At 73.2% G+C, this 21,567-nt stretch carries 20 protein-coding genes; 10 read left to right on the top strand and 10 right to left on the bottom strand.

The window, feature by feature from the left end; all coding sequences use genetic code 11:
* The first annotated feature begins 114 nt into the window (after positions 1-114).
* From EU555_RS15410 to EU555_RS15390, 5 genes are all read left to right on the top strand, one after another.
* Entirely contained in the window at positions 115-1,851 is a 1,737-nt protein-coding gene (locus tag EU555_RS15410) for a cytochrome c biogenesis protein DipZ (protein WP_135415535.1), read from the top strand.
* Positions 1,852-1,903: 52 nt separating this feature from the next.
* Positions 1,904-3,013: an apurinic/apyrimidinic endonuclease family protein gene (locus EU555_RS15405; RefSeq protein WP_135415533.1), complete on the top strand. Its 1,110-nt coding sequence runs from the start codon at positions 1,904-1,906 to the stop codon at positions 3,011-3,013.
* A gap of 43 nt (positions 3,014-3,056) precedes the next feature.
* Positions 3,057-3,605 carry an RBBP9/YdeN family alpha/beta hydrolase gene (locus EU555_RS15400; RefSeq protein ID WP_135415531.1) on the top strand — a complete coding sequence of 183 codons (549 nt, stop codon included), beginning with the start codon at positions 3,057-3,059 and terminating at the stop codon, positions 3,603-3,605.
* A gap of 8 nt (positions 3,606-3,613) precedes the next feature.
* Entirely contained in the window at positions 3,614-4,564 is a 951-nt protein-coding gene (locus EU555_RS15395) for a class I SAM-dependent methyltransferase (protein ID WP_135415529.1), read from the top strand.
* 250 nt (positions 4,565-4,814) lie between these two features.
* Positions 4,815-5,780 carry a UDP-glucuronic acid decarboxylase family protein gene (locus EU555_RS15390; protein ID WP_135415527.1) on the top strand — a complete coding sequence of 322 codons (966 nt, stop codon included), beginning with the start codon at positions 4,815-4,817 and terminating at the stop codon, positions 5,778-5,780.
* A 251-nt stretch (positions 5,781-6,031) separates the two neighbouring features.
* Here EU555_RS15390 and EU555_RS15385 read toward each other — a convergent pair whose 3' ends face one another.
* Positions 6,032-6,523, bottom strand: coding sequence for a prepilin peptidase (locus EU555_RS15385; protein WP_135415525.1), 492 nt, complete (start codon positions 6,521-6,523; stop codon positions 6,032-6,034).
* The gene (locus EU555_RS37015; RefSeq protein ID WP_245524315.1) at positions 6,523-7,584 is read right to left on the bottom strand and encodes a hypothetical protein; all 1,062 of its coding nucleotides are present in this window, start codon (positions 7,582-7,584) and stop codon (positions 6,523-6,525) included. Before EU555_RS37015 ends, EU555_RS15385 begins: the two co-directional genes overlap by 1 nt.
* 179 nt (positions 7,585-7,763) lie before the next feature.
* Here EU555_RS37015 and gspG point away from each other — a divergent pair, with 179 nt between their 5' ends.
* Complete coding sequence (gspG, locus tag EU555_RS15375; protein WP_135415523.1) at positions 7,764-8,207, top strand: type II secretion system major pseudopilin GspG; 444 nt, start codon at positions 7,764-7,766, stop codon at positions 8,205-8,207.
* A gap of 539 nt (positions 8,208-8,746) precedes the next feature.
* Positions 8,747-11,089, top strand: coding sequence for a type II secretion system secretin GspD (gene gspD, locus EU555_RS15370; protein ID WP_135415521.1), 2,343 nt, complete (start codon positions 8,747-8,749; stop codon positions 11,087-11,089).
* Here the strand turns inward: gspD and EU555_RS15365 are convergent.
* The 3 genes from EU555_RS15365 to EU555_RS15355 are packed head-to-tail and all read right to left on the bottom strand — an operon-like array spanning position 11,086 to position 13,195.
* Positions 11,086-11,607 (bottom strand): hypothetical protein, encoded by a 522-nt coding sequence (locus tag EU555_RS15365; RefSeq protein ID WP_135415519.1) that lies wholly within the window; start codon positions 11,605-11,607, stop codon positions 11,086-11,088. The two genes, gspD and EU555_RS15365, sit on opposite strands and share 4 nt — an antisense overlap.
* The gene (locus EU555_RS36175) at positions 11,604-12,134 is read right to left on the bottom strand and encodes a hypothetical protein (RefSeq protein WP_167858555.1); all 531 of its coding nucleotides are present in this window, start codon (positions 12,132-12,134) and stop codon (positions 11,604-11,606) included. Before EU555_RS36175 ends, EU555_RS15365 begins: the two co-directional genes overlap by 4 nt.
* Positions 12,131-13,195, bottom strand: coding sequence for a PilN domain-containing protein (locus EU555_RS15355; protein ID WP_135415518.1), 1,065 nt, complete (start codon positions 13,193-13,195; stop codon positions 12,131-12,133). Before EU555_RS15355 ends, EU555_RS36175 begins: the two co-directional genes overlap by 4 nt.
* Before the next feature lie 154 nt (positions 13,196-13,349).
* Between EU555_RS15355 and EU555_RS15350 the strand changes: the two genes are divergently transcribed.
* The 3 genes from EU555_RS15350 to EU555_RS15340 all read left to right on the top strand — a co-directional run bounded on the left by EU555_RS15350 (position 13,350) and on the right by EU555_RS15340 (position 16,967).
* Positions 13,350-15,080 carry a GspE/PulE family protein gene (locus tag EU555_RS15350; RefSeq protein ID WP_135415517.1) on the top strand — a complete coding sequence of 577 codons (1,731 nt, stop codon included), beginning with the start codon at positions 13,350-13,352 and terminating at the stop codon, positions 15,078-15,080.
* A 289-nt stretch (positions 15,081-15,369) separates the two neighbouring features.
* Complete coding sequence (locus tag EU555_RS15345) at positions 15,370-16,584, top strand: type II secretion system F family protein (protein WP_135415516.1); 1,215 nt, start codon at positions 15,370-15,372, stop codon at positions 16,582-16,584.
* A 59-nt stretch (positions 16,585-16,643) separates the two neighbouring features.
* Positions 16,644-16,967: a hypothetical protein gene (locus EU555_RS15340; protein WP_425375116.1), complete on the top strand. Its 324-nt coding sequence runs from the start codon at positions 16,644-16,646 to the stop codon at positions 16,965-16,967.
* Positions 16,968-16,976: 9 nt separating this feature from the next.
* Here the strand turns inward: EU555_RS15340 and EU555_RS15335 are convergent, their stop codons facing one another.
* The 5 genes from EU555_RS15335 to EU555_RS15315 all read right to left on the bottom strand — a co-directional run bounded on the left by EU555_RS15335 (position 16,977) and on the right by EU555_RS15315 (position 21,567).
* The gene (locus EU555_RS15335; RefSeq protein ID WP_135415515.1) at positions 16,977-17,324 is read right to left on the bottom strand and encodes a RidA family protein; all 348 of its coding nucleotides are present in this window, start codon (positions 17,322-17,324) and stop codon (positions 16,977-16,979) included.
* A 17-nt stretch (positions 17,325-17,341) separates the two neighbouring features.
* Complete coding sequence (locus EU555_RS15330; protein ID WP_135415514.1) at positions 17,342-18,454, bottom strand: NAD(P)/FAD-dependent oxidoreductase; 1,113 nt, start codon at positions 18,452-18,454, stop codon at positions 17,342-17,344.
* Positions 18,451-19,884 carry an NAD(P)/FAD-dependent oxidoreductase gene (locus tag EU555_RS15325; RefSeq protein WP_135415513.1) on the bottom strand — a complete coding sequence of 478 codons (1,434 nt, stop codon included), beginning with the start codon at positions 19,882-19,884 and terminating at the stop codon, positions 18,451-18,453. Before EU555_RS15325 ends, EU555_RS15330 begins: the two co-directional genes overlap by 4 nt.
* Entirely contained in the window at positions 19,881-20,177 is a 297-nt protein-coding gene (locus EU555_RS15320; RefSeq protein WP_135415512.1) for a (2Fe-2S)-binding protein, read from the bottom strand. Before EU555_RS15320 ends, EU555_RS15325 begins: the two co-directional genes overlap by 4 nt.
* Positions 20,178-20,427: 250 nt before the next feature.
* Positions 20,428-21,567: an NAD(P)/FAD-dependent oxidoreductase gene (locus EU555_RS15315; RefSeq protein WP_135415511.1), complete on the bottom strand. Its 1,140-nt coding sequence runs from the start codon at positions 21,565-21,567 to the stop codon at positions 20,428-20,430.

Here is a 21,567-nt window from a genome sequence, read left to right as displayed (position 1 = left end):
AACGACCGGACCGGCGCCCTACATGCCGATACACGATCGCCGGATCCGCGACACAGGCGGGAGACGCGGGCCGGGTGTGCTGCAGGGCAACCCTGGCACCCCCGAGGAGCCGCCATGACCCTGTGTCTCGCCGCCTACCTGGCCGGCATGCTGACGATCGTCAGCCCCTGCATCCTCCCGGTCCTCCCCTTCGTCCTTGCCCGGGCCGATCGGCCCTTCGTCTCGGGCACGCTGCCGCTCCTGTCCGGCATGGCCGCGGCCTTCGCGGCGGCCGCGTTCCTCGCCGCCATCGGGGGCGGCTGGGTGGTGCAGGCGAGCGAGGCCGGCCGCGCCGCCGCCCTGGTCCTGCTCGGCGCCTTCGCCGTGGCGCTGGTGTCGCGCCGGGCCGCGCTGCTTGTCTCTGCGCCGCTGGTCCGCGTCGGAGACGCCCTCGCGCGCGGCCTCGGCGGCGGCGCACCGGCCGGGAAACCGGCCGGGATCTTGGGCTCGCTCGGTCTCGGCGCCGCCACCGGCCTGCTCTGGACGCCCTGCGCCGGCCCGATCCTCGGCCTCGTGCTCACGGGCGCGGCCCTCAACGGATCGGGCGTGGAGACGCTGGGCCTGCTTCTCGCCTACGCCGCCGGCGCCGCCACCTCCCTGGCCGCGGCGGTCGCGGCCGGTGGATCGCTCGCCGCGGCCTTGCGCCGCTGCCTCGGCCTCGCCGATCGTCTTCGCCGGGTCCTGGGGGCCGGCATGATCGCCGCGCTCGCCGCGATCGCCCTCGGGCTCGACGCCGAGGTGCTGGCCCCCCTCTCCGTCGCCGGCACGACCCGGGCCGAGGACGCGCTCGCCGCCGCCTTGCGGGTCGCCCCCGCCCGGGCCGAGCCGGCCGCCGGCCCGGTCCGCAGCGCGCTGCCCATCGAGGGCCGCCTGCCCGGTTTCGAGGGCGCGACGCACTGGCTCAACGGTGGTCCGCCGAGCCCGGAGCAGCTCCGGGGCAAGGTGCGGCTCGTCCATGTCTGGACCTATTCCTGCATCAACTGCATCCGCACCCTGCCCTATCTGCGCGCCTGGGAGGCGCGCTACCGCGACCAGGGACTGGCGGTGATCGGCGTCCATGCGCCGGAATTCGCCTTCGAGCGCGACGTCGACAACGTGGCGCGCGCCGTCCGCCGCTTCGCGATCCCCTACCCGGTGGCGCTCGACAACGACTTCCGGATCTGGCGCGCCCTGGGCAACACGTACTGGCCGGCCCTCTACGTCGTCGATGCGAAGGGGCGCATCCGCCACCACCAGTTCGGCGAGGGCGGCTATTTGCAGGCGGAAGCCGCCATCCGCGACCTCCTGGCCGAGGCCGCGGGGCAGCAGGCGAGCGTGGGCGAGGTCGCGCTGCCGCGCGGCGAAGGCGCCGAGCAGGCGCCCGATCTCGCGCAGCTCCGTTCCGGCGAGACCTATCTGGGTGCCGACAAGGCGGAGAGCTTCGCCTCGCCGGAAGGCCTCTCCACGGGGATGGCCATCTACTCGCCCGGCCGGCCGCGGCTCAACCAATGGTCCCTGTCCGGCGCCTGGGCGGTCGGACCGGAGGCCGTCCGCCTCGACCGCGCGGGCGGCGGCATCACCACTCGGTTCCGGGCGCGCGACCTCCACCTCGTCCTCGGTCCGGGCGCGAAGCCGGTGCGGTTCCGGGTGACGCTCGACGGGCAGCCGCCCGGCCCGGACCACGGCAGCGATATCACGGCGGAGGGCGACGGCATCGCGACGGAGACGCGGCTCTACCAGCTCGTCCGGCAATCCGGGCCGATCGCGGAGCGCACGTTCGAGATCCGGTTCCAGGATCCGGACGTCCGGGCCTACGCCTTCACCTTCGGCTGACCGCGCAGCGGAGACTCCCGGATCCGGCGCCGGACACGTCGCGTTGTCGGCCATGATCTCCACCGACACGCCCTCCGCCGCCGGTCCCCGCCTCGGCTTCTGCTGCAAGTTCATCCCGGACGAGGCGCCCGGCCGGCACAAGACCCTGAAGGCCGCCAGGGACGCCGCGATGACGATGAACGTCACCACGGTGACGATCGCGCATCTGCGCCGGCTCGATCCGGCGGCGGCACGCGAGAAGCTGGTCGCCGTCGTGACGCACAACCTCGCGGCGATGGGGCGGCAGGTCGCCTGGGTCGCGGAACGCCCGCCGCTCGAGCGGCTGTTGCGCCTCGCGAGCTCGATCCTGCCGGGCTACACCCACCCGGAGGTGCGCGGCCTCTACGCCGACCCGGATTTCCGCCGCGCCATCGAGGCCGGTCTCGCGGCGGTCGGCGAGGCGGCGCGGGCGGGCGGCGTGCGCCTGAGCATGCATCCGGGCCCGTTCTGCATCCTGGCGAGCCGCAACCCGGCGGCGCTCGAGAACGGCATCGCCGAGCTCGACTACCATGCCGAGGTGATGGCGATGATGGGCTACGGCGCCGGCTGGCACCCGCACGGCGCCCACGTCAACATCCATGTCGGCGCCCGCGACCCCGGGGTCGAGGCCTTCCGGGAGAATCTCTCCAAGGTCTCGCAGGTCGCCCGCGACCTCGTCACGGTGGAGAACGACGAATCGGCCTTCGGGCTCGACGAGGTCCTGCGCCTCGCCGACCGGGTGCCGGTGGTGCTCGACCTGCATCACCACTGGATCCACAGCCGCGGCGATTACATCGCGCCCGACGACCCCCGGATCGCCCGCGTGATCGAGTCCTGGCGCGGAGTGCGGCCGGTCGGCCATGTCAGCGTCTCGCGCGAGGACGTGCTGACGGGCCACGACCCCGACCGGCTCCCGGATTTCGCGGCGCTCACGGCGGCGGGCCTCAACGGCCGCGACCTCGCCGCCCATTCCGACCTGATGTGGAACCGGGCGCTCAACGACCTCGTGGCGCGCCACCTCGCCTGGTGCGACATCGAGGTCGAGGCCAAGCTGAAGAACCTCGCCTCGACCGGGCTCGCGCTCCAGGTCGGGCCGGGCCTCCTCGGCCTCGCCCCGGCGGTCCCGCCGCTCGCCGCCGCTTAAGCCCGCTCTCGACGCTGCCGTCTCCTGGCTGTAACGGTGCGGCATGAAATCGGCCGATTGCGACATCCTCGTCGTCCCGGGCTACACCAATTCCGGGCCCGACCACTGGCAGAGCCGCTGGCAGGAGCGCCTCTCCACCGCCCGGCGGGTGACCCAGGGCGACTGGGACCACCCCGAGCCCGAGGCGTGGCGCGACGCCGTGATCGCGGCCGTGCAGGCCGCGCAGCGGCCGGCGGTGCTGGTCGCCCACAGCCTGGGGGTGATCTCCTGCGTCCAGGCGGCGCCCTACCTGCCCGCAGGCGCCGTCGCCGGCGCCTTCCTGGTGGCCTTGCCGGACATCGAGCGGCCCGACACGCCGGCGCCTTTGCGCACCTTCGCGCCGATCCCGCGCGACCCCCTGCCGTTCCGGGCCGTGCTGGTGACGAGCCGCACCGATCCCTACACCGCCTACGACCGGGCGGGCGAGTTCGCCGCCGCCTGGGGCGCGGAGCTGGTCGATGCCGGCGAATCCGGCCACCTCAACGCCGAGAGCGGCCACGGGCCCTGGCCCGAAGGGCTGATGCGCTTCGCCGGCTTCCTGCGCACCCTCTAGGCCGCTCGATGGTCGCGTATCTCGACATGCTCGAGCCGGCGACGGCGGCGACCTTCTCGGAGGCCGACTACCTCGCCGCCAACCCGGACATCCAGCTCGCGGTGCGCGAGGGCCGGCTCGCCAGCGGCCGGGCGCATTTCGAGCGCCATGGCCTGCGCCAGGGCCGGCGCCAGAGCCGCCTGCCCGACGGGCTCGAGGCGATGCGCGCCGACAAGCTCGCCCGGCTGGCGCCGCTGATGCGGGACGACCTGCCCCACCGCCGCCTCGGCCTCAAATACGACTACCTCTCCGACGAATTGCGGGCGCTCGCGGGCGCCGAGGACAGTCCCAACGTCTCGCAGAACGGCTACGACGTCCATGTCGACGAGCTGATCGCCAACAACCCGGACGGGCTGATCCTCGATTGCGGCGCCGGGCGGCGCGACCGCTACTACGCCAACGTCGTCAACCTCGAGATCGCCGACTACGACACGACCGATGTCCTGGGCATCGGCGAGGTGCTGCCATTCCGCGACGCGAGCTTCGACGGCGTGATCTCGATCGCGGTGCTCGAGCACGTGCGCGATCCCTTCGCCTGCGCCCGGGAGATCGCCCGGGTGCTCAAGCCCGGCGGGCGGCTGGTCTGCGCGGTGCCGTTCCTCCAGCCCCTGCACGGCTATCCGCACCACTACTACAACATGACCGGCGAGGGCCTGCGCAACCTGTTCGATCGCCACCTCACGGTCGATCACCAGTACGTCCCGGCCTCGCTGCTGCCGATCTGGAGCCTGACCTGGATCGTCCAGTCCTGGGCGGCCGGCCTGCCGCCGGACCTGCGCAAGCGCTTCCTGTCGCGCCGCCTGTCCGACTTCACCGCCGATCCGCTCTCCCTCCTCGCCGAGCCCTACGTCACCGGGCTCAGCGACGCGAAGAACATGGAGCTGGCGAGCGGGACCTACCTGTTCGCGCACAAGGAATAGGGGCGAGACGGGACCGTCTCGCCGCAGGATCGACGCGGCGGGACACTGTTTCAGGTCGAGCCGGCGCCCGATTCCGTTTCTCGTGCCGGACAGCGGAGATGCGTTCTCGCGTCAGGAGACGGATCGCGCGCAGCCTCATGGCGCGTGATCGTCCCGAATGTTCCCCGACGCCGCGGAATGCCGGTCGGCTCAACGATCGCTATCATCACCATCATGATCCGGTATTGTTGACGGCATTCGGGGATTCACCATGCGCTACGGCCACACGAAGAAGATCCTGGTCACCGGCGGGGCCGGGTTTCTCGGCTCGCACCTGTGCGAGCGGCTGCTTGCGCAAGGACACGAGATCCTCTGCGTCGACAATTTTTTCACCGGATCGCGGCGCAACATCGCGCATCTGCTCGACAAACCGAATTTCGAGCTGCTGCGTCACGATGTGACCTTCCCGCTCTACGTCGAGGTCGACGAGATCTACAACCTCGCCTGTCCCGCCTCGCCGGTCCACTATCAGTTCGATCCCGTGCAGACGACGAAGACCAGCGTCATCGGGGCGATCAACATGCTGGGCCTCGCCAAGCGGCTCAAAGCCAGGATCTTCCAGGCCTCCACCTCCGAGGTCTACGGCGATCCCGAAGTCCATCCGCAGCCCGAAGAGTATTGGGGGCGCGTCAACCCGATCGGTTTCCGCTCGTGCTACGACGAAGGCAAGCGCTGCGCCGAGACCCTGTTCTTCGATTACCATCGCCAGCACCGGCTCCCGATCAAGGTCGCACGCATCTTCAACACCTACGGCCCGCGCATGCATCCGAATGACGGACGGGTCGTGTCCAACCTGGTCCTGCAGGCTTTGCGCGGGCAGGACATCACCCTGTACGGCGACGGCGCGCAGACGCGCTCGTTCTGCTACGTCGATGATTTGATCGAGGCGTTCATCCGGCTGATGAACACCGATTCCGAGGTGACGGGGCCGATCAACCTCGGCAACCCGGCCGAGTTCACCATCAGGAGCCTGGCCGAGATCGTGATCGCGCTGACGGGGTCCCGGTCGAAGCTCGTGTACCGCCAGCTGCCGCCGGACGATCCCCGCCAGCGGCGGCCCGATATCGCGAAGGCGACGCAACTCCTCGCCTGGGAGCCGACGATCGACTTGCGCGACGGCCTGATGCGGACCATCCGGTACTTCGAGGATTACCTCTCGACCGGACCTGCCGAATAGGCGTCCGGCGACCGCGGCCGATCGAGCGGCGCCGGCCGTCGGGCGCCGGGATCACGCCCTGACCGGGGGCGCCAAGTCCTTCATGCGCCAAGTCCTTCATGCGCCACAACTTCGGCGTGCCGGTCGAGGGCTCCGGGATGCGGGGCACCGAGCGCGACCCCGGCCGCGAGGCCGAGGAGCGCCATCGTCACCGGCATCCCGACGAGGGTGAACCCGTCCTGCCCATTCCCCGTCTGCCCGTCCCCGGCCCGTCAGACGGCCGCCCCGACGAGGGTCGCGTGCAGGAGGGCCGCGTGAAGCCCGAACGCCAGGAACGGGCCGAACGGCAGCACGGTGGTGCGACCGACGGGCCGCCCCGCGAGCGCGGCGAGGCCGACCGCCGCGAGCGCCGAGAGGCTGGCCGCCAGGATCAGCACCGGCAAGCCCGCGAGCCCGGTCCAGGCGGCCGCCGCGGCGACGAACTTGACGTCGCCGAGCCCGAGGCCGATCCGGCCGCTCAGGCGGGCATGCCCGGCGCGCAGGGCCCGGAACAGCCCGTAGGCGAGGCCGGCCTCGAGGAGGCCGAGCCCGGCCCCCCCGGCGCCATCCCGCCAGGCGGCCACCGCGAGTCCGAGGACGAGGAGCGCGAGGTTGAGCGCGTCCGGGATGATGCGCTGCCGCAGGTCGATCAGGCTCGCCGGCAGCGTCAGCGGCAGGGGGAGCAGGGCGGGCAGCACCGCGCCGGCGAGGAGAGCGGCGGACATCACGCGCGCCGGGGCGGGCGGGCCCGCGAGGACGCCGCGGGCGTAAGGGCGAGGATCCGGTCGGAGGGGATCCGCGCGGGGGCGGACGGGCTGCGGGTCCCGGGCGCGGCGGGCATCGCAGGGGACGTTTCCGGCCCCTCGACGAGGCCCCGGCTGTGCGGCTGGGCGGGCGCCGCCACGGCCGGTTCCCGGACCTGCGCGGCGACCCAGGCCTCCGCCGCGGGGGCGGCCGGCATCAGGTCGGGCCGGGGCGGGACGGCCTCGGACACCGGCTCGCCCGCCCCCGCGGCCGCGCGATCCTTCGCGTGGCGCTCCCTTGCCTGGAGCGCCTTCACCTGCCGCGGCGTCCACTCGCGCAGGTGCAGCCAGTAGAAATACGCCGCCAGGGAGGCCGCGACGACGCCGGCGAGCCACAGGGCGAGGAGCAGGAAGGCGGGCACGGCGCCGTTCAGCTCGCGCAGCAGGCCGAGGGCGAAGGCCGTGTACCAGGACACGCCCGACACGGCGCCGGAGACCAGGAAGATGCCGGTGCGCACGCCCGACACCCCGTCGAGCATCGGCCGGCCGATGTCGCGCAGCACCCCCGGCAGCACGACGGCGTGGATCAGGAGCCCGTTGATCGTGAGCGCCAGCACCACCGCGAGCTTGGCCCACAGCTTCGGGTTGTCGAACTTCTCCGGCGATTCGACCGCATAGACGGCCAGGAAGCCGAGGCCCGAGAGCCAGAGCAGGCCGATGCCCACCGTGACGACCTTGCTGACGAACAGGAACATCCGGGCGATCTCGCCGGGCAGGCCGCCCCAGCGCATCCAGCGCAGGATCCAGAAGTCGAGCATCGTCGCGCCGCCGAGGCCGAGGCACAGGCCGATGAGATGAAGGCCCACCAGGAGCGTCAGCACCCGGATCGGCGGGAACGGCGCCGGCAGCGGCAGGGCGAGCGGCCCGGCGGCAAGCGCGCTGCCGCAGAGGACGAGCAGGATAGCGAGCGAGAGGCCCGCGGCCCCGAGGCCGCCCTGGCGGGCCTCTCTCCCAGGGACCGAAGCTACGGCTGAGCGGCCCATGCTTCTCCTCTACAGCTGCCCGAGGGCTCATCGCATCGATGTGCGAGTCTGGCCGGAAATGGATAACAAATCCCGACCTGCACCTCCGGACATCTCTCGGTCAGTCATCGCAGTGAGGGCTTCTTTACGAAAGGATGGCATCGTCCTGGCCGATACTCGCTCCGCCTCGAGGCTGCACGATGCTCATCAACACCACGCAGGACCGCCCGGAGCCGCGGGGGGATCAGGCCGGCTTCTCCCTGGTCGAACTTCTCGTCGTGCTCGCCATCATCGGCATGATCGCCACGATGGTGACGCCGCAGGTGCTCGGCTATCTCGGCCGCGCCAAGGGCGAGACGGCCCGCATCCAGGTCAAGAACATCGCGCAGGCGGTGGAGCTCTACTACCTGGACCTCGGTGCCTACCCGACGACGCAGCAGGGCCTCCAGGCGCTGGTGCAGCCCACAGGCCCGGCCTGGCGCGGCCCCTATGTGCGCGACGCGCGCGGCCTGACCGATCCTTGGGGGCACGCCTACCTGTACCGGTCGCCCGGCGCCGCCGGCACCCCGTTCGAGGTCTACAGCCTCGGCGCCGACGGCAAGGCCGGCGGCAGCGGCGACCAGGCCGACGTCGCCAGCAACTGAGCCGCGGCCGCCGGTGCGGCGGCCGGGACGAGGCGGAAACGACCGGGAGAGACGTGCCGCGCGCGATCACGGCACGGACGGCGTCGAACGCGAAGCCTGACGGTGCGCGTCGGGCGATGTCGGATCGCGTGCTGCGCGCGCGAGCCGTGCTGTGCGTGGTCTGAGCTGGTCGGAGCCAATTGCTGCGGGCTTGGCCGGCGAGCTTGTCCCGCCCCAGCAAGTCCCCCGAGCCGTCTCGGCTCTCCTTTTCGCCGCGCCAGGAAGCAATCGGCCGGGATCCGGCAGTCATGCGCGGGATATGCCGGAGGCATCCCGAGCGTCGCCGCAGGCGGGAGAGCCGCGTCCTGTCGGGAAACCGTCCCTTGATCGGAGTCCCGAACCGGTCGGATGGAGGAATCGCCGGGCAAGTTGCACGTGCAGGATGCGCGTCTCGCGATAAACAACTGGCGATCGGCGGCCGCGAGACCGCCTCAACTCTCCATTAACCATAACTCCCCTAACGTCCGGTTATCGACGCGCGGGGCGAGGGACGGCGGGGGATGATCAAGGGTGCGCCTGTCCTCGCCCTGGCGCTTGCCTGCGGCTGGCCGCTCGCCGCTCTCGGTGCGGAACCGACCGGCCCGGCCGGCCCGCGAAACCCCGGCGGCCTCGTGATGCGGGGCAACGATCGCCTCATCGGCGGCGAGGCCCCGGCCCGGGAGCCGATCGCCGGCGGGCCGGTGAGCCTCAACCTCGTCGAGGTGCCGCTGCCGGTCGCCGCCAAGGCGGTGTTCGCCGACACGCTCGGCTGGGGCTACAGCCTGGACGAGCGCGCCGCCGGCACGATCACCCTGCAGACCGGCGGCCCGGTGAGCCGTGAGGCCCTGCTGCAAATGGTCGAGACGGCGCTGGCGAGCCGCGGCCTGTCCGTGCGTCGCAGCGGCCGCACCGTGCAGATCGTGCCGGCGGGCGGTACCCCGGACCTCCGTCCGGTCCAGGGGCTCGGGGCCGAGTCGGGCGCCGTCGCGGTGCCGCTGCGCTGGATCTCGGCCGCCGAGATGCAGGCGATCCTCGGGGCGGTCGCCCCGCGCGAGGTGGTGCTGCGGGCCGACCGGGCGCGCAACCTCCTGATCCTGTCCGGCGACGCCAGCCAGATCCGGGTGCTGCGCCAGACCATCGCGGTGTTCGACGTCGACTGGATGCGCGGCATGTCGACCGCGATGATCCCGGTGCGCAGCGCCAACCCGGCGCTGCTCGCCCGCGACCTCACCCAGATGTTCGGCGGCGAGACGGCCGGCACCGGCGACGTCATCCGCTTCATCCCGAACGAGGCGCTGAACGCGATCCTGGTGGTGAGCTCGCGCGCCGTCTATCTCGACCGCGCCCGCGCGCTCCTCGAACAGCTCGAGACGCTCGCCGCCGACCGCGAGCGCCAGCTCTTCGTCTACCGGATCCAGAACCGCTCGGCGAAGGAGCTCGCGGCGGTGCTGCAGGGCGTCGTCATGGCCGAGATGGGCGGCGGCTACGGCGCATCGGGCATGGCCGGCTACGGGGGTTATGGGGGTTACGGGGGCGGGGCCTCCGGGATGTCGGGCACCTACGCCGCCATGGGCGGCGCTCCGGGCGGACTCGCCGGCATGGGCGCGTCCGGCGGCGGGCTCGGGGGCGCGGGCGGGGCCCTCGGCGGCGGCGCCATGGGCGGCGGATTCCCGGGCGGCGCGTCGGGCGGCGCCTCCCCGTCGAATGCGGGCTGGGCCGCGGGCGGCGAGCCGGCCGGCGCCGGAGCGGGCCTCGGGGCGGCCGGAGGGCTCGGCGCCTCGGCGCCCGCCGGCGGCGGCATGGCCGGTGGGGGCTATGGCGGCTTCGGCGGCGGGCTCGACGCCACGTATGCGGGCGGCGGCGCCGGGATGCGGCGCGACGCGATCGGGATCGTCGCCGACGACGCCAATAACAGCCTGGTGATCTCGGCGACCCGCAACCAGTACGACAAGATCCTGCGCATCCTCGGCCGCCTCGACGCGATGCCGACCCAGGTGCTGCTCGAGACCGTCATCGCCGAGGTGACGCTCAACGACAGCCTTCAGTTCGGCGTGCAGTGGTTCCTCAAGCAGCGCGGCAGCCGGTTCAACCTCGCCAGCACCGAGACCGACAAGGCCGCGGCGACGAACGGCACGGCGGGCCTGATCAACGCGGCGATCCGCGGGGTGCCGGGCTTCAACTACCTGCTCAGCGGCACCGACTTCACCGTCGTGCTCAGCGCGCTGCAGGGCGTGACCCGGGTCAACGTCATCTCGTCGCCCAACATCACGGTGCTCGACAACCGCACCGCCAAGCTCCAGGTCGGCGACCAGGTCCCGATCATCAAGCAGTCGGGGCAGAGCGCGCTCACCGCCGGCGCGCCGATCCTCAACCAGATCGAGATGAAGGATACCGGCGTGATCCTCTCGGTCACCCCGCGGGTCAACAAGAACGGCCTCGTGGTGCTCGACATCAACCAGGAGGTCAGCGACGTCGTGCCGACCACGACCTCGGCGATCGACTCGCCGACGATCCGCCAGCGCCGGGTCGCGACCAGCGTGGCGGTGAACGACGGCCACAGCCTCGCCATCGGCGGCATGGTGCAGGAGAAGGCGCAGATCACCAACGAGAACGTGCCGGTGCTGAGCGACCTGCCGCTTGTCGGCCCGGCCTTCCGCAACCGGGTCGACAACCGGGTGCGTACCGAGCTCCTGGTGTTCATCCGCCCCAAGGTGATCCGCGGCACGGCCGAGGCCGACCGCATCGCCGAGGATTTCCGCCGGCAGTTCCAGTCGATGATGCCGGTGCGCCCGGTCCTGCCGCCCGCCCCCCTGCCGGCGGCGCATGAGGGCCCGCAAGGGCTGCTGCGGCGGATGCTGGATTAGGGCCGCAGCGACGGCCCCGCCTCCGCCACCGGCCGGGCGCCCACCGGCAGCAGGGTCGCGGGCGGCCCGAGGAAGACCGCGGTGTAGCGCCGCTCGCCCTGGAACAGGGTGATCCGGTCGCGGCCGATCTCGACGATGCGCCAGTCGCCCCTCCCCTCGCCGCGGGCGAGCCAGGCCTGGCTGCCGCTGCCGTCGTCGATGAGCGCCCGGGCGGCGGCGCCGTCGAGCAGGATGCCGCGCACGGTGAGGACCGGCCGCGGCGGGTCGCCGGCGACGCTGTCGCGCGGGCCACGGGCGGTCCAGGGGCGCCGGCCGGGATCGAAGAGCGGGCGCTGGAGGGCGGTCCCGTCCGAAAGGGGAGTCGGTGCCATGGCGCGGCGCGGGGCGGGCTCCGGCCCGCCATCGACCGGCCAGGCGAAGGCTGCGAGCATCAGGGCGGCCGCCCCCCCGCAGGCGAGGCGCGGCCCGAGGCCCGTCGTCGCAAGGGCGGCGCGCAGGTGGTGTCCGGTCTGTCTCACGGCGTGGTGCTCCGCACGGCCGGGGCTTGCAGGAGCACGCCGCGGACGGTCAGCGTCAGCCGCATCACGGTGGCCCGCCCGGTCTCCGGGTCGGCCGGGCGATCGATGCCGAGCTCCGCCTCCTCCGGCACCACCAGGGGGCTCTCCGTCTCGAGGGCCTGCATCAGGCCGTGCAGGCCCTCGGCCGTGCCGCGCAAGGCGGCCGTGAGGCGCGGCAGCGCCGGACGGGCCGGGTCGGGCTGGAGCCCGGCCCCGTCGACCAGGACGGCGCGCTCCGCCGCCAGGGCGTCGAGGCGGGCCCGGAAGGCCAGGACGAGGCCGGTCTCGTCCGTGGCGCCGAGCGGGGCCGCCACGGCCGGCAGGGCGGCGGCGTCCTGGGCCCGCGCCAGCCGGTCGCGGGCCTGGGCGATGTCGTCCGCCGCCCCGAGCGCGTCGAGCACCGGCCCGGTGCCGAGGACGATCGCGAGGCCGAGCGCCGCGAGGCCCGCGAGCAGCGGCCGGCCGCCGGCCGGGAGGGGCATCGTCATGGCCGGCCTCCGCCCTGCGACGGGCCTCCGGCGCGGGGCAGCGCCACGACGAGGCGCTGGCCGCTCCCCGCGGGCTCGCTCTGGCGCAGCTCCGGCGCGCCGAAGCCCGGAACCCGCGCGAGCGCCGCGAGGACCGCCGGCGGGTCGGGCGCGAGGAGGCTCAGCTCCAGCCCCGCGCCGGTCAGGCGCAGGTTCTGCGCCGAGACACTGTCCGGCAAGGCCGCCGCGACGGCATCCCAGACCCGGGCCAGGGGCGGTCCGCGCTCGGCCAGGATCGCCGCTGCGCCGGCCTGGAGGGCGGGCGGCTGGCCCGCGGCCGCCGCCCGACGGGCGGCCGCGAAGGCGTCGTCGAGGGCGAGAAGCGTCGCCGCCTGATGCTGGCGCAGGCCCGCGAAGGCCCCGAGGAGGAAGAGACCGGCCGCCGCCAGGAGGACCAGGTTGCCGGAGCCCTGCAGCAGCCCCGGCAGGGCCCGGTGCCCGCCGGACAGGAGGTCGACCGGCATGGTCCGGTCCTCGGCCGGTCCGACCGTGACGACGCCCGCGGTCAGCCCTGCCCCGGCCAGTGCCGCCAGAACAGGCGCCAGGCGGGCGCGCTTGAGCACGACGTGGCGCACCCGCAGGGTGCGGGTCTCGGGGTTCTCGCCCTCGACGTACCAGTCGCTGAAGACCTGGTCGGCCCGGAACGGGGTCGCGGCCTCGAGTTCCTGGGCCAGCACCGCGCGCATCCGCGGCAGGGCCGCGCTCGGCAGGTCGAGGGTGCGCAGAAAGCAGGCGGCGGGATCGACGATGACCTTCGCCTGCCCGTCCGGCCGCGCGCCCCGGATCGCCGCGAGCCGGTCGGCGAGGTCGTCGGCGCCGAGATCGAGGCGGTAGGTCCGGTCCTGCCCGTCGCGCCGGTCGATCACCGTCAGGCTCGGATCCGTCGGCGCCGCGAGGCGCAGGGTGAGGCGGGCCGGCTCGCGGTCGGTGCGGACCTCGGCGAAGCCGAGGAGGTGGGAGGCGACGTCGAGGCCCTGGCGGAGCGAGGCCTGGGCCGAGGACAGGGCGGAGGGCGCGGGCAACGGATCGGCTCCGGCGCCCGCCGTCGCGGCGGGCGTCGCCGACCGGTCTAACGCAGCGACATTTCCGTCTGCTTAAGGCTGGTGCCGCAGAGTGGCGCAGCGTCACGCCTCGGGTTCTCGCGGCCCGGGGTGGTCTGATCTTCGGATAGGGGCGATGCTGAGCATCTGGGGAGGCAAGACCCGGCCGCGGCGGGCGCGGCCCGACCGCCGCGACGCGCCCCGCGGCCGGGCCGAGGACCTGCGCGCCTTCGTCGACCGCCTCGCCGAGAGCGACGTGCTCGATGCCGCCGGCCACGAACGGGCGCTCGCCGCCCTCGAGGGCCCGGGCCGGCGGCCCCTGCCGCTTCTGCTGACCGAGCTCGGCCTCGTCCACGAGGCGACGCTCGTCACTGCCCTCTCGGAGGCGACCGGCCTGCCGATCCTGCGCCAGGAGGACCTGCCGGGCGAGCCGGTGATGCCGGACGCGCTCTCGCCCGATTACTGCGCCCGCGCCCGGGTGCTGCCGCTGGCCGTCGCGCCCGACCGCCTCCTCGTGGCCCTCGTCGATCCCTTCGACCCCGAGACCACCCGGGCCATCGCGCATCTCGTCGATCGCGCCGTCGCGCCCTGCCTCGTCGGGCCGGGCAGCTTCGAGCGGGCGCACCGCGCCGTCTACGGCGACGTCGCCGAGGAGGGCGAGGGGTCGGGCGACGACGACCTCGCGCGGCTCGCCGACGTGGCGAGCCAGGCGCCGATCGTGCGCCTCGCCGCCCGCCTGGTGCGCAAGGCCTTCGAGCTCTCGGCCTCCGACATCCACCTGGAGGCCGAAGAATCCGACATGCGGGTGCGCTACCGCGTCGACGGCGTGCTGGTCGAATCCGAGCGGCTGCCGAAATCGGTGCAGCTCGCCCTCACCACCCGCATCAAGATCCAGGCCGGCCTCAACATCGCCGAGCGGCGCCTGCCGCAGGACGGGCGCATGCAGGCCCCCGACCGCGGCCAGGACGTCGACATCCGCGTCTCGACCCTGCCGACCGCCCATGGCGAGAGCGTCGTGCTGCGCGTCCTCGACGGCTCGCGCCGGGTCGAGGATTTCTCGGCGCTGGGCTTCGATGCGGCGGCGATCGACGAGATCGCCGCGATGACCAGCCGGCCGAACGGCCTCGTCCTCGTCACCGGCCCGACCGGGTCGGGCAAGACCACGACGCTCTACGCGGCCCTGTGCCGGATCAACGGCCCGCACCTCAAGGTGGTCACCGTCGAGGACCCGGTCGAGTACCGGATGGCCGGCGTCAACCAGGTCCAGGCCCATCCGGGCATCGGCCTCGACTTCGCGGCGGCGCTCCGCTCGATCCTGCGCCAGGATCCGGACGTGGTGATGGTCGGCGAGATCCGCGACGGCGAGACCGCTCGCATCGCCGTGCAGGCGGCGCTGACCGGCCACCTCGTCATCTCGACGCTGCACACCAACTCCGCCCCCGCCACCGTCACCCGGCTGATGGATATGGGGATCGAGCCCTACCTCATCGCCGCGACCCTCAACGGCGTGGTGGCGCAGCGCCTGGTGCGGCGCCTGTGCGGATCGTGCGCCGAGACCACCCCGGCGACGCCGCAGGAGCGGCTGCGCCTCGGCATCCCGTCCGACGCCCCCTTGAGCCTGAAGCGCGCCCGCGGCTGTCCCGCCTGCAACGGCACCGGCTATCGCGGCCGGATGGTCGCCTCCGAGATCATGACGCTCGACGGGGATCTGCGCGGGCTGATCGCCACCCGCGCCGACGAGCAGGCCCTGACCGCCCGGGCCCGGGCCGGCGGGATGACGAGCCTCGCCGACAGCGCCCGGGCGCGGGTGCTCGACGGCGGCACCACCCTCGACGAGGTGGGCCGGGTGCTGGAAGGGACGCTCTGAATGTCTGCGGGACGCCGTCCGATCGCAATGCGTGCGGATCACGAGAGCCCCTTCCCTCCCATCCACGACCTCATCCTGAGGTGCGACCGAAGGGAGCCTCGAAGGAGGGCTCCAGGGATCAGACAGCTTTCTGGAGCCCTCCTTCGAGGTCAGTCGATCTTCGATCGACTGACACCTCAGGATGAGGTCGTGGATTTGGGAGACGTTGCAGCGCGGCCGGACAGGCTCTCGCACAGGTCCCGAACGCCTCCGCTCGCGACCCTCCGGGCATCGCGCGAGGTGCACTGAGATGCCGCGCTTCGCCTACAAGGCCTATGCGGGCGACGGGCGCTCCCGCTCGGGCAAGATCGAGGCCGAGACGCGCCAGCGCGCCGTGGCCTCGCTCCGGGCCGACGGCCTCCAGGTCTACGAGATCGCGCAGGCCGCGGCCGGGCCGGCGCCGTTCTGGCGCCGCGACCTCTTCGGGCGCGACCGGGTCAACGACGCCGCCCGCATCGCCTTCCTGCGCGAGTTCGGCACCCTGGTCGGCGCCGGGCTCACCGTCGACCGGGCCTTGCGCCTCGTCGAGCGCCAGACCGGTCCGGCCCTGAAGCCGATCCTCGCCGACCTGCTCGAGCGGGTGGTGGCCGGCGCCTCGCTGTCGCGGGCGATGGCGGCCCATCCGCAGGCCTTCCCGCGCGACATGGTCGACGTCGTGCGGGCCGGCGAGGCCACCGGCACCCTCGTCGACGTGATCGGCTCGCTCACCGCCTCGATCGAGCGCCGCGACGCGGTCCGGCGCCACCTCGTCTCGGCGATGATCTACCCGGCCCTGCTGGTCGCGATGGCGATCGGCACCGTGGCGATGATCATCGGGGTCCTGGTGCCGGCGCTCAGCCCCCTGTTCGAGGGCACCGGCCAGGCCCCGCCCTTCGCGATCCGCGCCGCCGGCTGGCTCGGCGAATTCCTGTCGGCCCGCTGGCCGTTCCTGGTCGGCGCTGCCGCGCTCCTCATCCTCGGTCTCGCCCGGGCCTGGAGCCTGCCGGCCTTCGCGGCCACCCGCGCCCGCCTGGCCTTGCGCCTGCCGCTGGTGCGCGAGATCGTGGTCGGCATCGAGTGCGGCCGGTTCTGCCGGGTGCTCGGCACCCTGCTCGTCGCCGAGGTGCCGATCCCGGACGCGGTGGCGGCGACCCGTCCGCTCGCCGGCAACCGCGTGTTTCGCCGCGCCCTCGACGAGGCCGGGCGCCGGCTCGTCGAGGGCGGCAGCCTCGCCTCGGGCCTGTCCTCGCTCAAGCCCTACGCCGCCTCGACCCTGAACCTGATCGCCAGCGGCGAGCAGGTGAACCGCCTCGGCAGCGTCCTCATCCACGCCGCCGAGATGCACGAGACCGAGACCCGCCAGCGCATCGACCGCCTGCTCGCCCTGCTCACGCCGCTGGTGACGGTGGGCATCGGCGGCCTGATCGGCGGGCTCATCATCTCGGTGATGGGGGCGATCCTGAGCGTGGGGCAGCTGACGCAGTAGGCACGACGGATCCGGGCCAGGATCCGCGCGTTGGCCGGCCTCTGACCAGGACGCGCCGCGTGACCCCCGACCGCCAGACACTCGGATTGCTGACCCTCCTCGCCTGCGCCCTCGCGGCCGCCCCCGCCGCCGCCCTCGCCCAGGGCCGCCCCTCGACCCCCGACATGACCTGCCGCCAGGCCCGCGGCGTGCTCGCGGCGCAGGGCGCCGCCGTGCTCGGCACCGGCGGCTACACCTACGACCGGTTCGTGCGCGACCGCAGCTTCTGCGAGCCGACGCAGGTGACCCAGAACGCCTTCGTGCCGACCCGCGACAGCCCGCAATGCCTCGTCGGCTACCGCTGCATCGAGCCCGGGCGCGACTGGTTCGGGGACGACGAGTAGGCGCCGGCCTCACCCCTTCAGCGCGGTCACCACCACCTCGATGAGCGCGCCGCCGCCGAGATCGGCGACGCCGACGGTCGCGCGCGCCGGCAGGTCCTCGCCGAAGAAGCGGGTCCAGGCGGCGTCCATCTCCTTCTTGTGCGACAGGTCGGTCACGAAGATCGTCGCCGAGACGATCCGCGAGGCGTCGGTGCCGGCCTCTTTCAGGTAGCCGGCGATCTTGCCGAGGATGTTCTCGGTCTGGGCGCCCATCGGCACCGAGGTGTCGTCCGCGATGGTGCCGCCGACGAAGACGAAGCCGTTGGCCTCGACGGCGCGGTGCATGATCGGCGTGCGGATCCGGCGGGTGATGCTCATGGGATTCTCCTTGGATGTCAGGACCGGAAGCGCGCGATGCCGAGGTCGCCGATCCGGGTCTGGGTGCCGCCCGCGACGATGAGCTCGGCCATGACGGCGCCCGCCGCCGGCCCGAGCTGGAAGCCGTGCAGCGAGAAGCCGAACTGGTGAAACAGGCCCTCGTGGCGGGCGCTGGACCCGAGGACCGGCAGGTCGTCCTTCATCTTCGCCTCGATGCCGGCCCAGGCGCGCAGGATCGTGGCCTCGCGCATCACCGGAAACAGCTCGAACACCGTGCGGGCGCTCTCGGCGAGGCGTCGCCAGTCGAGCACCGTCGTGCCCCTGTCCTGGTCCGGCACCGCGAGATGGCCGCCGCCGATCAGCACCGTGCCGTTGCCGAACTGCTTGAACGACAGCTTGCGGCCGCGCAGGATCACCACGGGATCGATGAAGTGCGGCACCTTCGAGGTGATCATCAGCATCGGCGCCACGGTCTCGACCGGGACCGGCTCGCCGAGGGAGGCCGCAATGCGCCCGGCCCAGGCGCCCGCCGCGTTGACGAGCACCGGCGCCGCGTAAGATGCGGACCCGACATCGACCCGCCACAGCCCGTCCTGCCGGCGCACATTCGTGGCCGCCTCGCCCTCGCGCACGATGGCCCCGAGCGCCTCCGCCTTGCGCCGGAAGGCCGCCACCGTGCGGGCGGGCTGGGCCGCGCCGTCGCGGCGCGAGACGACGCCGCCCGGGCAGGTCTCGGCCACCGCCGGCACCAGCCGGCGCAGCTCCGCCCCGTCGATCAGCTCCTCGTGGGTGAAGCCGCGATCCTGAAGGTCCGCGACCCGTTCGGCACAGGCCGCGAGTTCGCCGTCGTCCTCGGCGACCAGCACCTGGCCGTGGCTCTCGAAGCCGCACTCGTCGTCGACGAGGTCGGCGATCCTCTCCCACAGGTCCATCGAGCGGATCGAGAGCGGGATCTCGGCGACGTGGCGGGCGAGCTGGCGCACGCCCCCCGCATTGACGCCGGAGGCGTGGCGGCCGGCATAGTCCTTCTCGATCAGCACCGGCTTGAGGCCGGCGCGGCAGAGATGGAGCGCGGTCGAGCAGCCGTGGATGCCGCCCCCGACCACGATGGCGTCGGCAAGCACGGTCATCCGCGCACCACCGCCTCGGTGTCGGCCTGGGCCTTCGGCAGGGCGGCGAGCTCGGACAGCGCGATCGGCTTCACCGGGGCGCGCAGGCGGTAGTAGCCGATCTCCTGCGGCGTCTTCCCCCGCGCCTCGGCCATCAGCTCGGTGACGGTCAGCCCGCAGAGCCGGCCCTGGCACGGGCCCATGCCGGTGCGGCGATAGGCCTTGAGCTGGTTGGGTCCCGTCGCCCCTGTGGCGACGGAGTCGCGGATGTCGCGGGCGGTGACCTCCTCGCAGCGGCAGACGATGGTGTCGTCGGCAGGGATGCGGAACGGCTTCGAGGGTCGGAAGAGCAGGTCGAGGAAGGGCCGGCCGCGCTCGGCCCGGGCGAGATCGGCCCGCACGCGCGCGGCGGGTTCGAGCGTCGCCAGCGCCGCCGGCGCCAGGGCCTCGACCGCGGCGAGCGCCGCGAGGCGGCCGCGCAGGGCCGCGGCCTCCGCCCCGCCGATCCCGGCGCCGTCGCCGGCGACCGCGATGCCGTCGATCGAGGTCGCGCCGTCACGCCCCAGCACCGGCAGCCAGGCGAGCTGGACGTCGTCCCAGGCATGCTCGACGCCCGCCGCCATGGCGAGGTTGACGTTCGGCACCACGCCCTGGTGCAGGAGCAGCAGCGAGGCCGGCAGGGTCTCCTCCCGCGTGGCGACCCGGTAGGTGACGCTCGACAGCCGCCCCTCTCCCTTCGCGGCGAGTGCGGTGACGCCGGAGACCACCCTCACCCGGGCGCGCACCTCGCGCATCAGGGCGAGACCTTTCCGGAAATACGGCGAGGTCGCGAAGGCGAGCGCGTGCGGCAGGGCGCTGAGGGCATTTCTCCGGTCGGTCGTGTCGAGGATGTGGTCGATCCGGCCGCCGAGGCGCAGGATCTGCGCCGAGAGCAGCCAGAGCAGCGGCCCCTGCCCGGCGATCACTGTCGGCTCGTCCGGCACCAGTCCGGAGGATTTCAGCATCGTCTGCGCCGCGCCCGCGGTCATCACCCCGGGCAGCGTCCAGCCGGGGACCGGGAACGGGCGCTCGAGCGCGCCGGTCGCCAGGATCACCCGCCGGGCGGTGACGAAGGCCGAGCCGCCGCCGACCGAGACGGCGATCTCGAGGCTCCTGTCGAGGCTCCAGACCGTGGCGCGGTGGATCACCTCGGCGCCGCTCGCGCGCACCGCCCGCACCAGGTCCTCGCCGCTCCAGAAGTCGGCCCCGAGCTGCGCGCGGTCGGCGAGCGGCGTCGAGGTGATGGCGCGCCAGACCTGGCCGCCGGGGCCGGCATTCTCGTCGAGGAGCAGCACCGAGAGGCCGGCCTTCGCGGCGGTGGCGGTGGCGGCGAGGCCCGCCGGGCCCGCGCCGATCACCACGACGTCGTAGGCGTCGCGACGAGGTGCCGTGATCGTCGGGGCGCTGCTCATCGGCCGATCTCCCGCCTGCCTTTCTGGATCTCGATGCGCATGCCGTCCGCCACGGGCACCAGGCAGCCCTGGCGGTTGCCGACGCCGTCGATGGTGACGAGGCAGTCGAAGCACACCCCCATCATGCAGTAGGGCAGCCGCGGCGCCCCGCTGACGGCGGTCAGCCGGCGCACGTCGCGGCCGGAGGCGAGCAAGGCGGCCGACACGCTGTCGCCCGCCCGCGCCTCGACCGGCGCACCCTCGACGAGGATGCGCACGATGGGTCTGGTGTCGTGGTCGGATCGCTTGAACATGGGCGTCTCCGGGCCCTGGGCCCTCGTGGAATCTCAGAATCTGTCCGGATGTTTCGTCGCTGGATCCCATCCTGAACCTCATCCTGAGGCGCTGCTGCTTGCAGCAGCCTCGAAGGAGGGCTCCAGATAGCTCCGCGACCCCTGGAACCCTCCTTCGAGGCCGGCGATCGAAGATCGACTCGATCTTCGATCGCCGGCACCTCAGGATGAGGTTCAGGATGGGATGGATCGTCGAAGGATTGTGTCGTCCTCAATAATACCCGCTGCCGGCCCGGCTCTCCTCCGCCTCGAACCGCTTGGCCGTGAAGGCGCCGACCAGCTCCGGCTCCAGGTGGCCGGCCGCCACCATCCGGGCGATCTCGAAGGCGTGGTTGGAGGCGAGGGTCACGCCGGAGTGGCAGCAGGCCACGAAGGCGCCGGGATGCGTCTGCGACTGGTCGTAGATCGGGAACCCGTCCCGCGGCATCACCCGGATGCCGGACCAGCTGCGCACCACGTTGAGCCGGGCGAGATGCGGGAAGGTGCGCTGGGCCCGGTCGGCCATCACGGCGTTGATGCCCTGGCGCATCGACCGGTCGTCGAGGATGTCCTCCTTGCTGTCGCCGATCATCACCGTGCCTTCGTCGGTCTGGCGCAGGGTCGAGAGCGGGTGGGGCAGGAAGGGCGCGGTGCGCTCGGTGACGACGATCTGGCCCCGGGTCGGGCCCATCGGGGCCGAGAGCCCGACCATCGGGGCGAGGTCCTGGTTGGCGTTGCCGGCGGCGAGCACGACCTTCCCGGCCCTCACCTCCCCCATGGGCGTCGTCAGCCGGAACTCGGCCCCCTCGCGGGTGATCCCCGAGACCGGCCGCTCCGGCAGGTAGTCGATGCCGAACGCCTTCAGGCCCATGTGAAAGGCCCGGTAGGTGCGCAGGGAGTTCACGTGGCCGTCGAGGGGGCAGTAGCTGCCGCCGGAGACCTCCGGGCCGATCCCCGGCAGCGCCCGCTCGACCTCGCCGCGGGAGACCATCTCCATCCGGTAGTCGGCGGCGCCGATCTGGTTGTGCATCCGGGCGACGAGGTCGGCGCGCCTTCCATACTCGTCGTCCCCGAGGGTGATGTGGAAGCCGCCGTTCTGCTGCAGGGCGACGTCGAGCCCGGTCTGCTCGCGCAGCGCCGCGGCGAGCTCTCCCCAGCTTTTCGCCGCGCGGACGGTCCAGCCGGTATAGGCCGGCATCCCGAGGCCCTTGCTCTGCACCCACACCAGGGCGAAGTTCGCCCGCGAGGCGCGCTTGGTGACGTCGCCCTCGTCAAGGACGGCCACCCGCTGGCCGAGCCGGCCGAGGCCCCAGGCGATGGCCGAGCCGAGCAGGCCGCCGCCGACGACGGCGACGTCGTAGTCCTTGGACAT

The sequence above is a fragment of the Methylobacterium nonmethylotrophicum genome (assembly GCF_004745635.1).
GTDB lineage: Bacteria > Pseudomonadota > Alphaproteobacteria > Rhizobiales > Beijerinckiaceae > Methylobacterium > Methylobacterium nonmethylotrophicum.
Note: the sequence above shows the minus strand (reverse complement) of the source record. Positions and strands in the feature narration are given on the sequence as shown.

Excerpts from the sequence above, each read along its gene's own strand:
- EU555_RS15350 (WP_135415517.1), top strand. The coding sequence starts at position 13,350 with ATGCTGAGCATCTGGGGAGGCAAGACCCGGCCGCGGCGGGCGCGGCCC.
- gspG (WP_135415523.1), top strand. The coding sequence starts at position 7,764 with ATGCTCATCAACACCACGCAGGACCGCCCGGAGCCGCGGGGGGATCAG.
- EU555_RS15315 (WP_135415511.1), bottom strand. The coding sequence starts at position 21,567 with ATGTCCAAGGACTACGACGTCGCCGTCGTCGGCGGCGGCCTGCTCGGC.
- EU555_RS15390 (WP_135415527.1), top strand. The coding sequence starts at position 4,815 with ATGCGCTACGGCCACACGAAGAAGATCCTGGTCACCGGCGGGGCCGGG.
- EU555_RS15405 (WP_135415533.1), top strand. The coding sequence starts at position 1,904 with ATGATCTCCACCGACACGCCCTCCGCCGCCGGTCCCCGCCTCGGCTTC.
- EU555_RS15345 (WP_135415516.1), top strand. The coding sequence starts at position 15,370 with ATGCCGCGCTTCGCCTACAAGGCCTATGCGGGCGACGGGCGCTCCCGC.
- EU555_RS15385 (WP_135415525.1), bottom strand. The coding sequence starts at position 6,523 with ATGTCCGCCGCTCTCCTCGCCGGCGCGGTGCTGCCCGCCCTGCTCCCC.
- EU555_RS15400 (WP_135415531.1), top strand. The coding sequence starts at position 3,057 with ATGAAATCGGCCGATTGCGACATCCTCGTCGTCCCGGGCTACACCAAT.
- EU555_RS36175 (WP_167858555.1), bottom strand. The coding sequence starts at position 12,134 with ATGACGATGCCCCTCCCGGCCGGCGGCCGGCCGCTGCTCGCGGGCCTC.
- EU555_RS15330 (WP_135415514.1), bottom strand. The coding sequence starts at position 18,454 with ATGACCGTGCTTGCCGACGCCATCGTGGTCGGGGGCGGCATCCACGGC.
- EU555_RS15395 (WP_135415529.1), top strand. The coding sequence starts at position 3,614 with ATGGTCGCGTATCTCGACATGCTCGAGCCGGCGACGGCGGCGACCTTC.
- EU555_RS15410 (WP_135415535.1), top strand. The coding sequence starts at position 115 with ATGACCCTGTGTCTCGCCGCCTACCTGGCCGGCATGCTGACGATCGTC.
- EU555_RS15320 (WP_135415512.1), bottom strand. The coding sequence starts at position 20,177 with ATGTTCAAGCGATCCGACCACGACACCAGACCCATCGTGCGCATCCTC.
- gspD (WP_135415521.1), top strand. The coding sequence starts at position 8,747 with ATGATCAAGGGTGCGCCTGTCCTCGCCCTGGCGCTTGCCTGCGGCTGG.
- EU555_RS37015 (WP_245524315.1), bottom strand. The coding sequence starts at position 7,584 with ATGGGCCGCTCAGCCGTAGCTTCGGTCCCTGGGAGAGAGGCCCGCCAG.
- EU555_RS15325 (WP_135415513.1), bottom strand. The coding sequence starts at position 19,884 with ATGAGCAGCGCCCCGACGATCACGGCACCTCGTCGCGACGCCTACGAC.
- EU555_RS15335 (WP_135415515.1), bottom strand. The coding sequence starts at position 17,324 with ATGAGCATCACCCGCCGGATCCGCACGCCGATCATGCACCGCGCCGTC.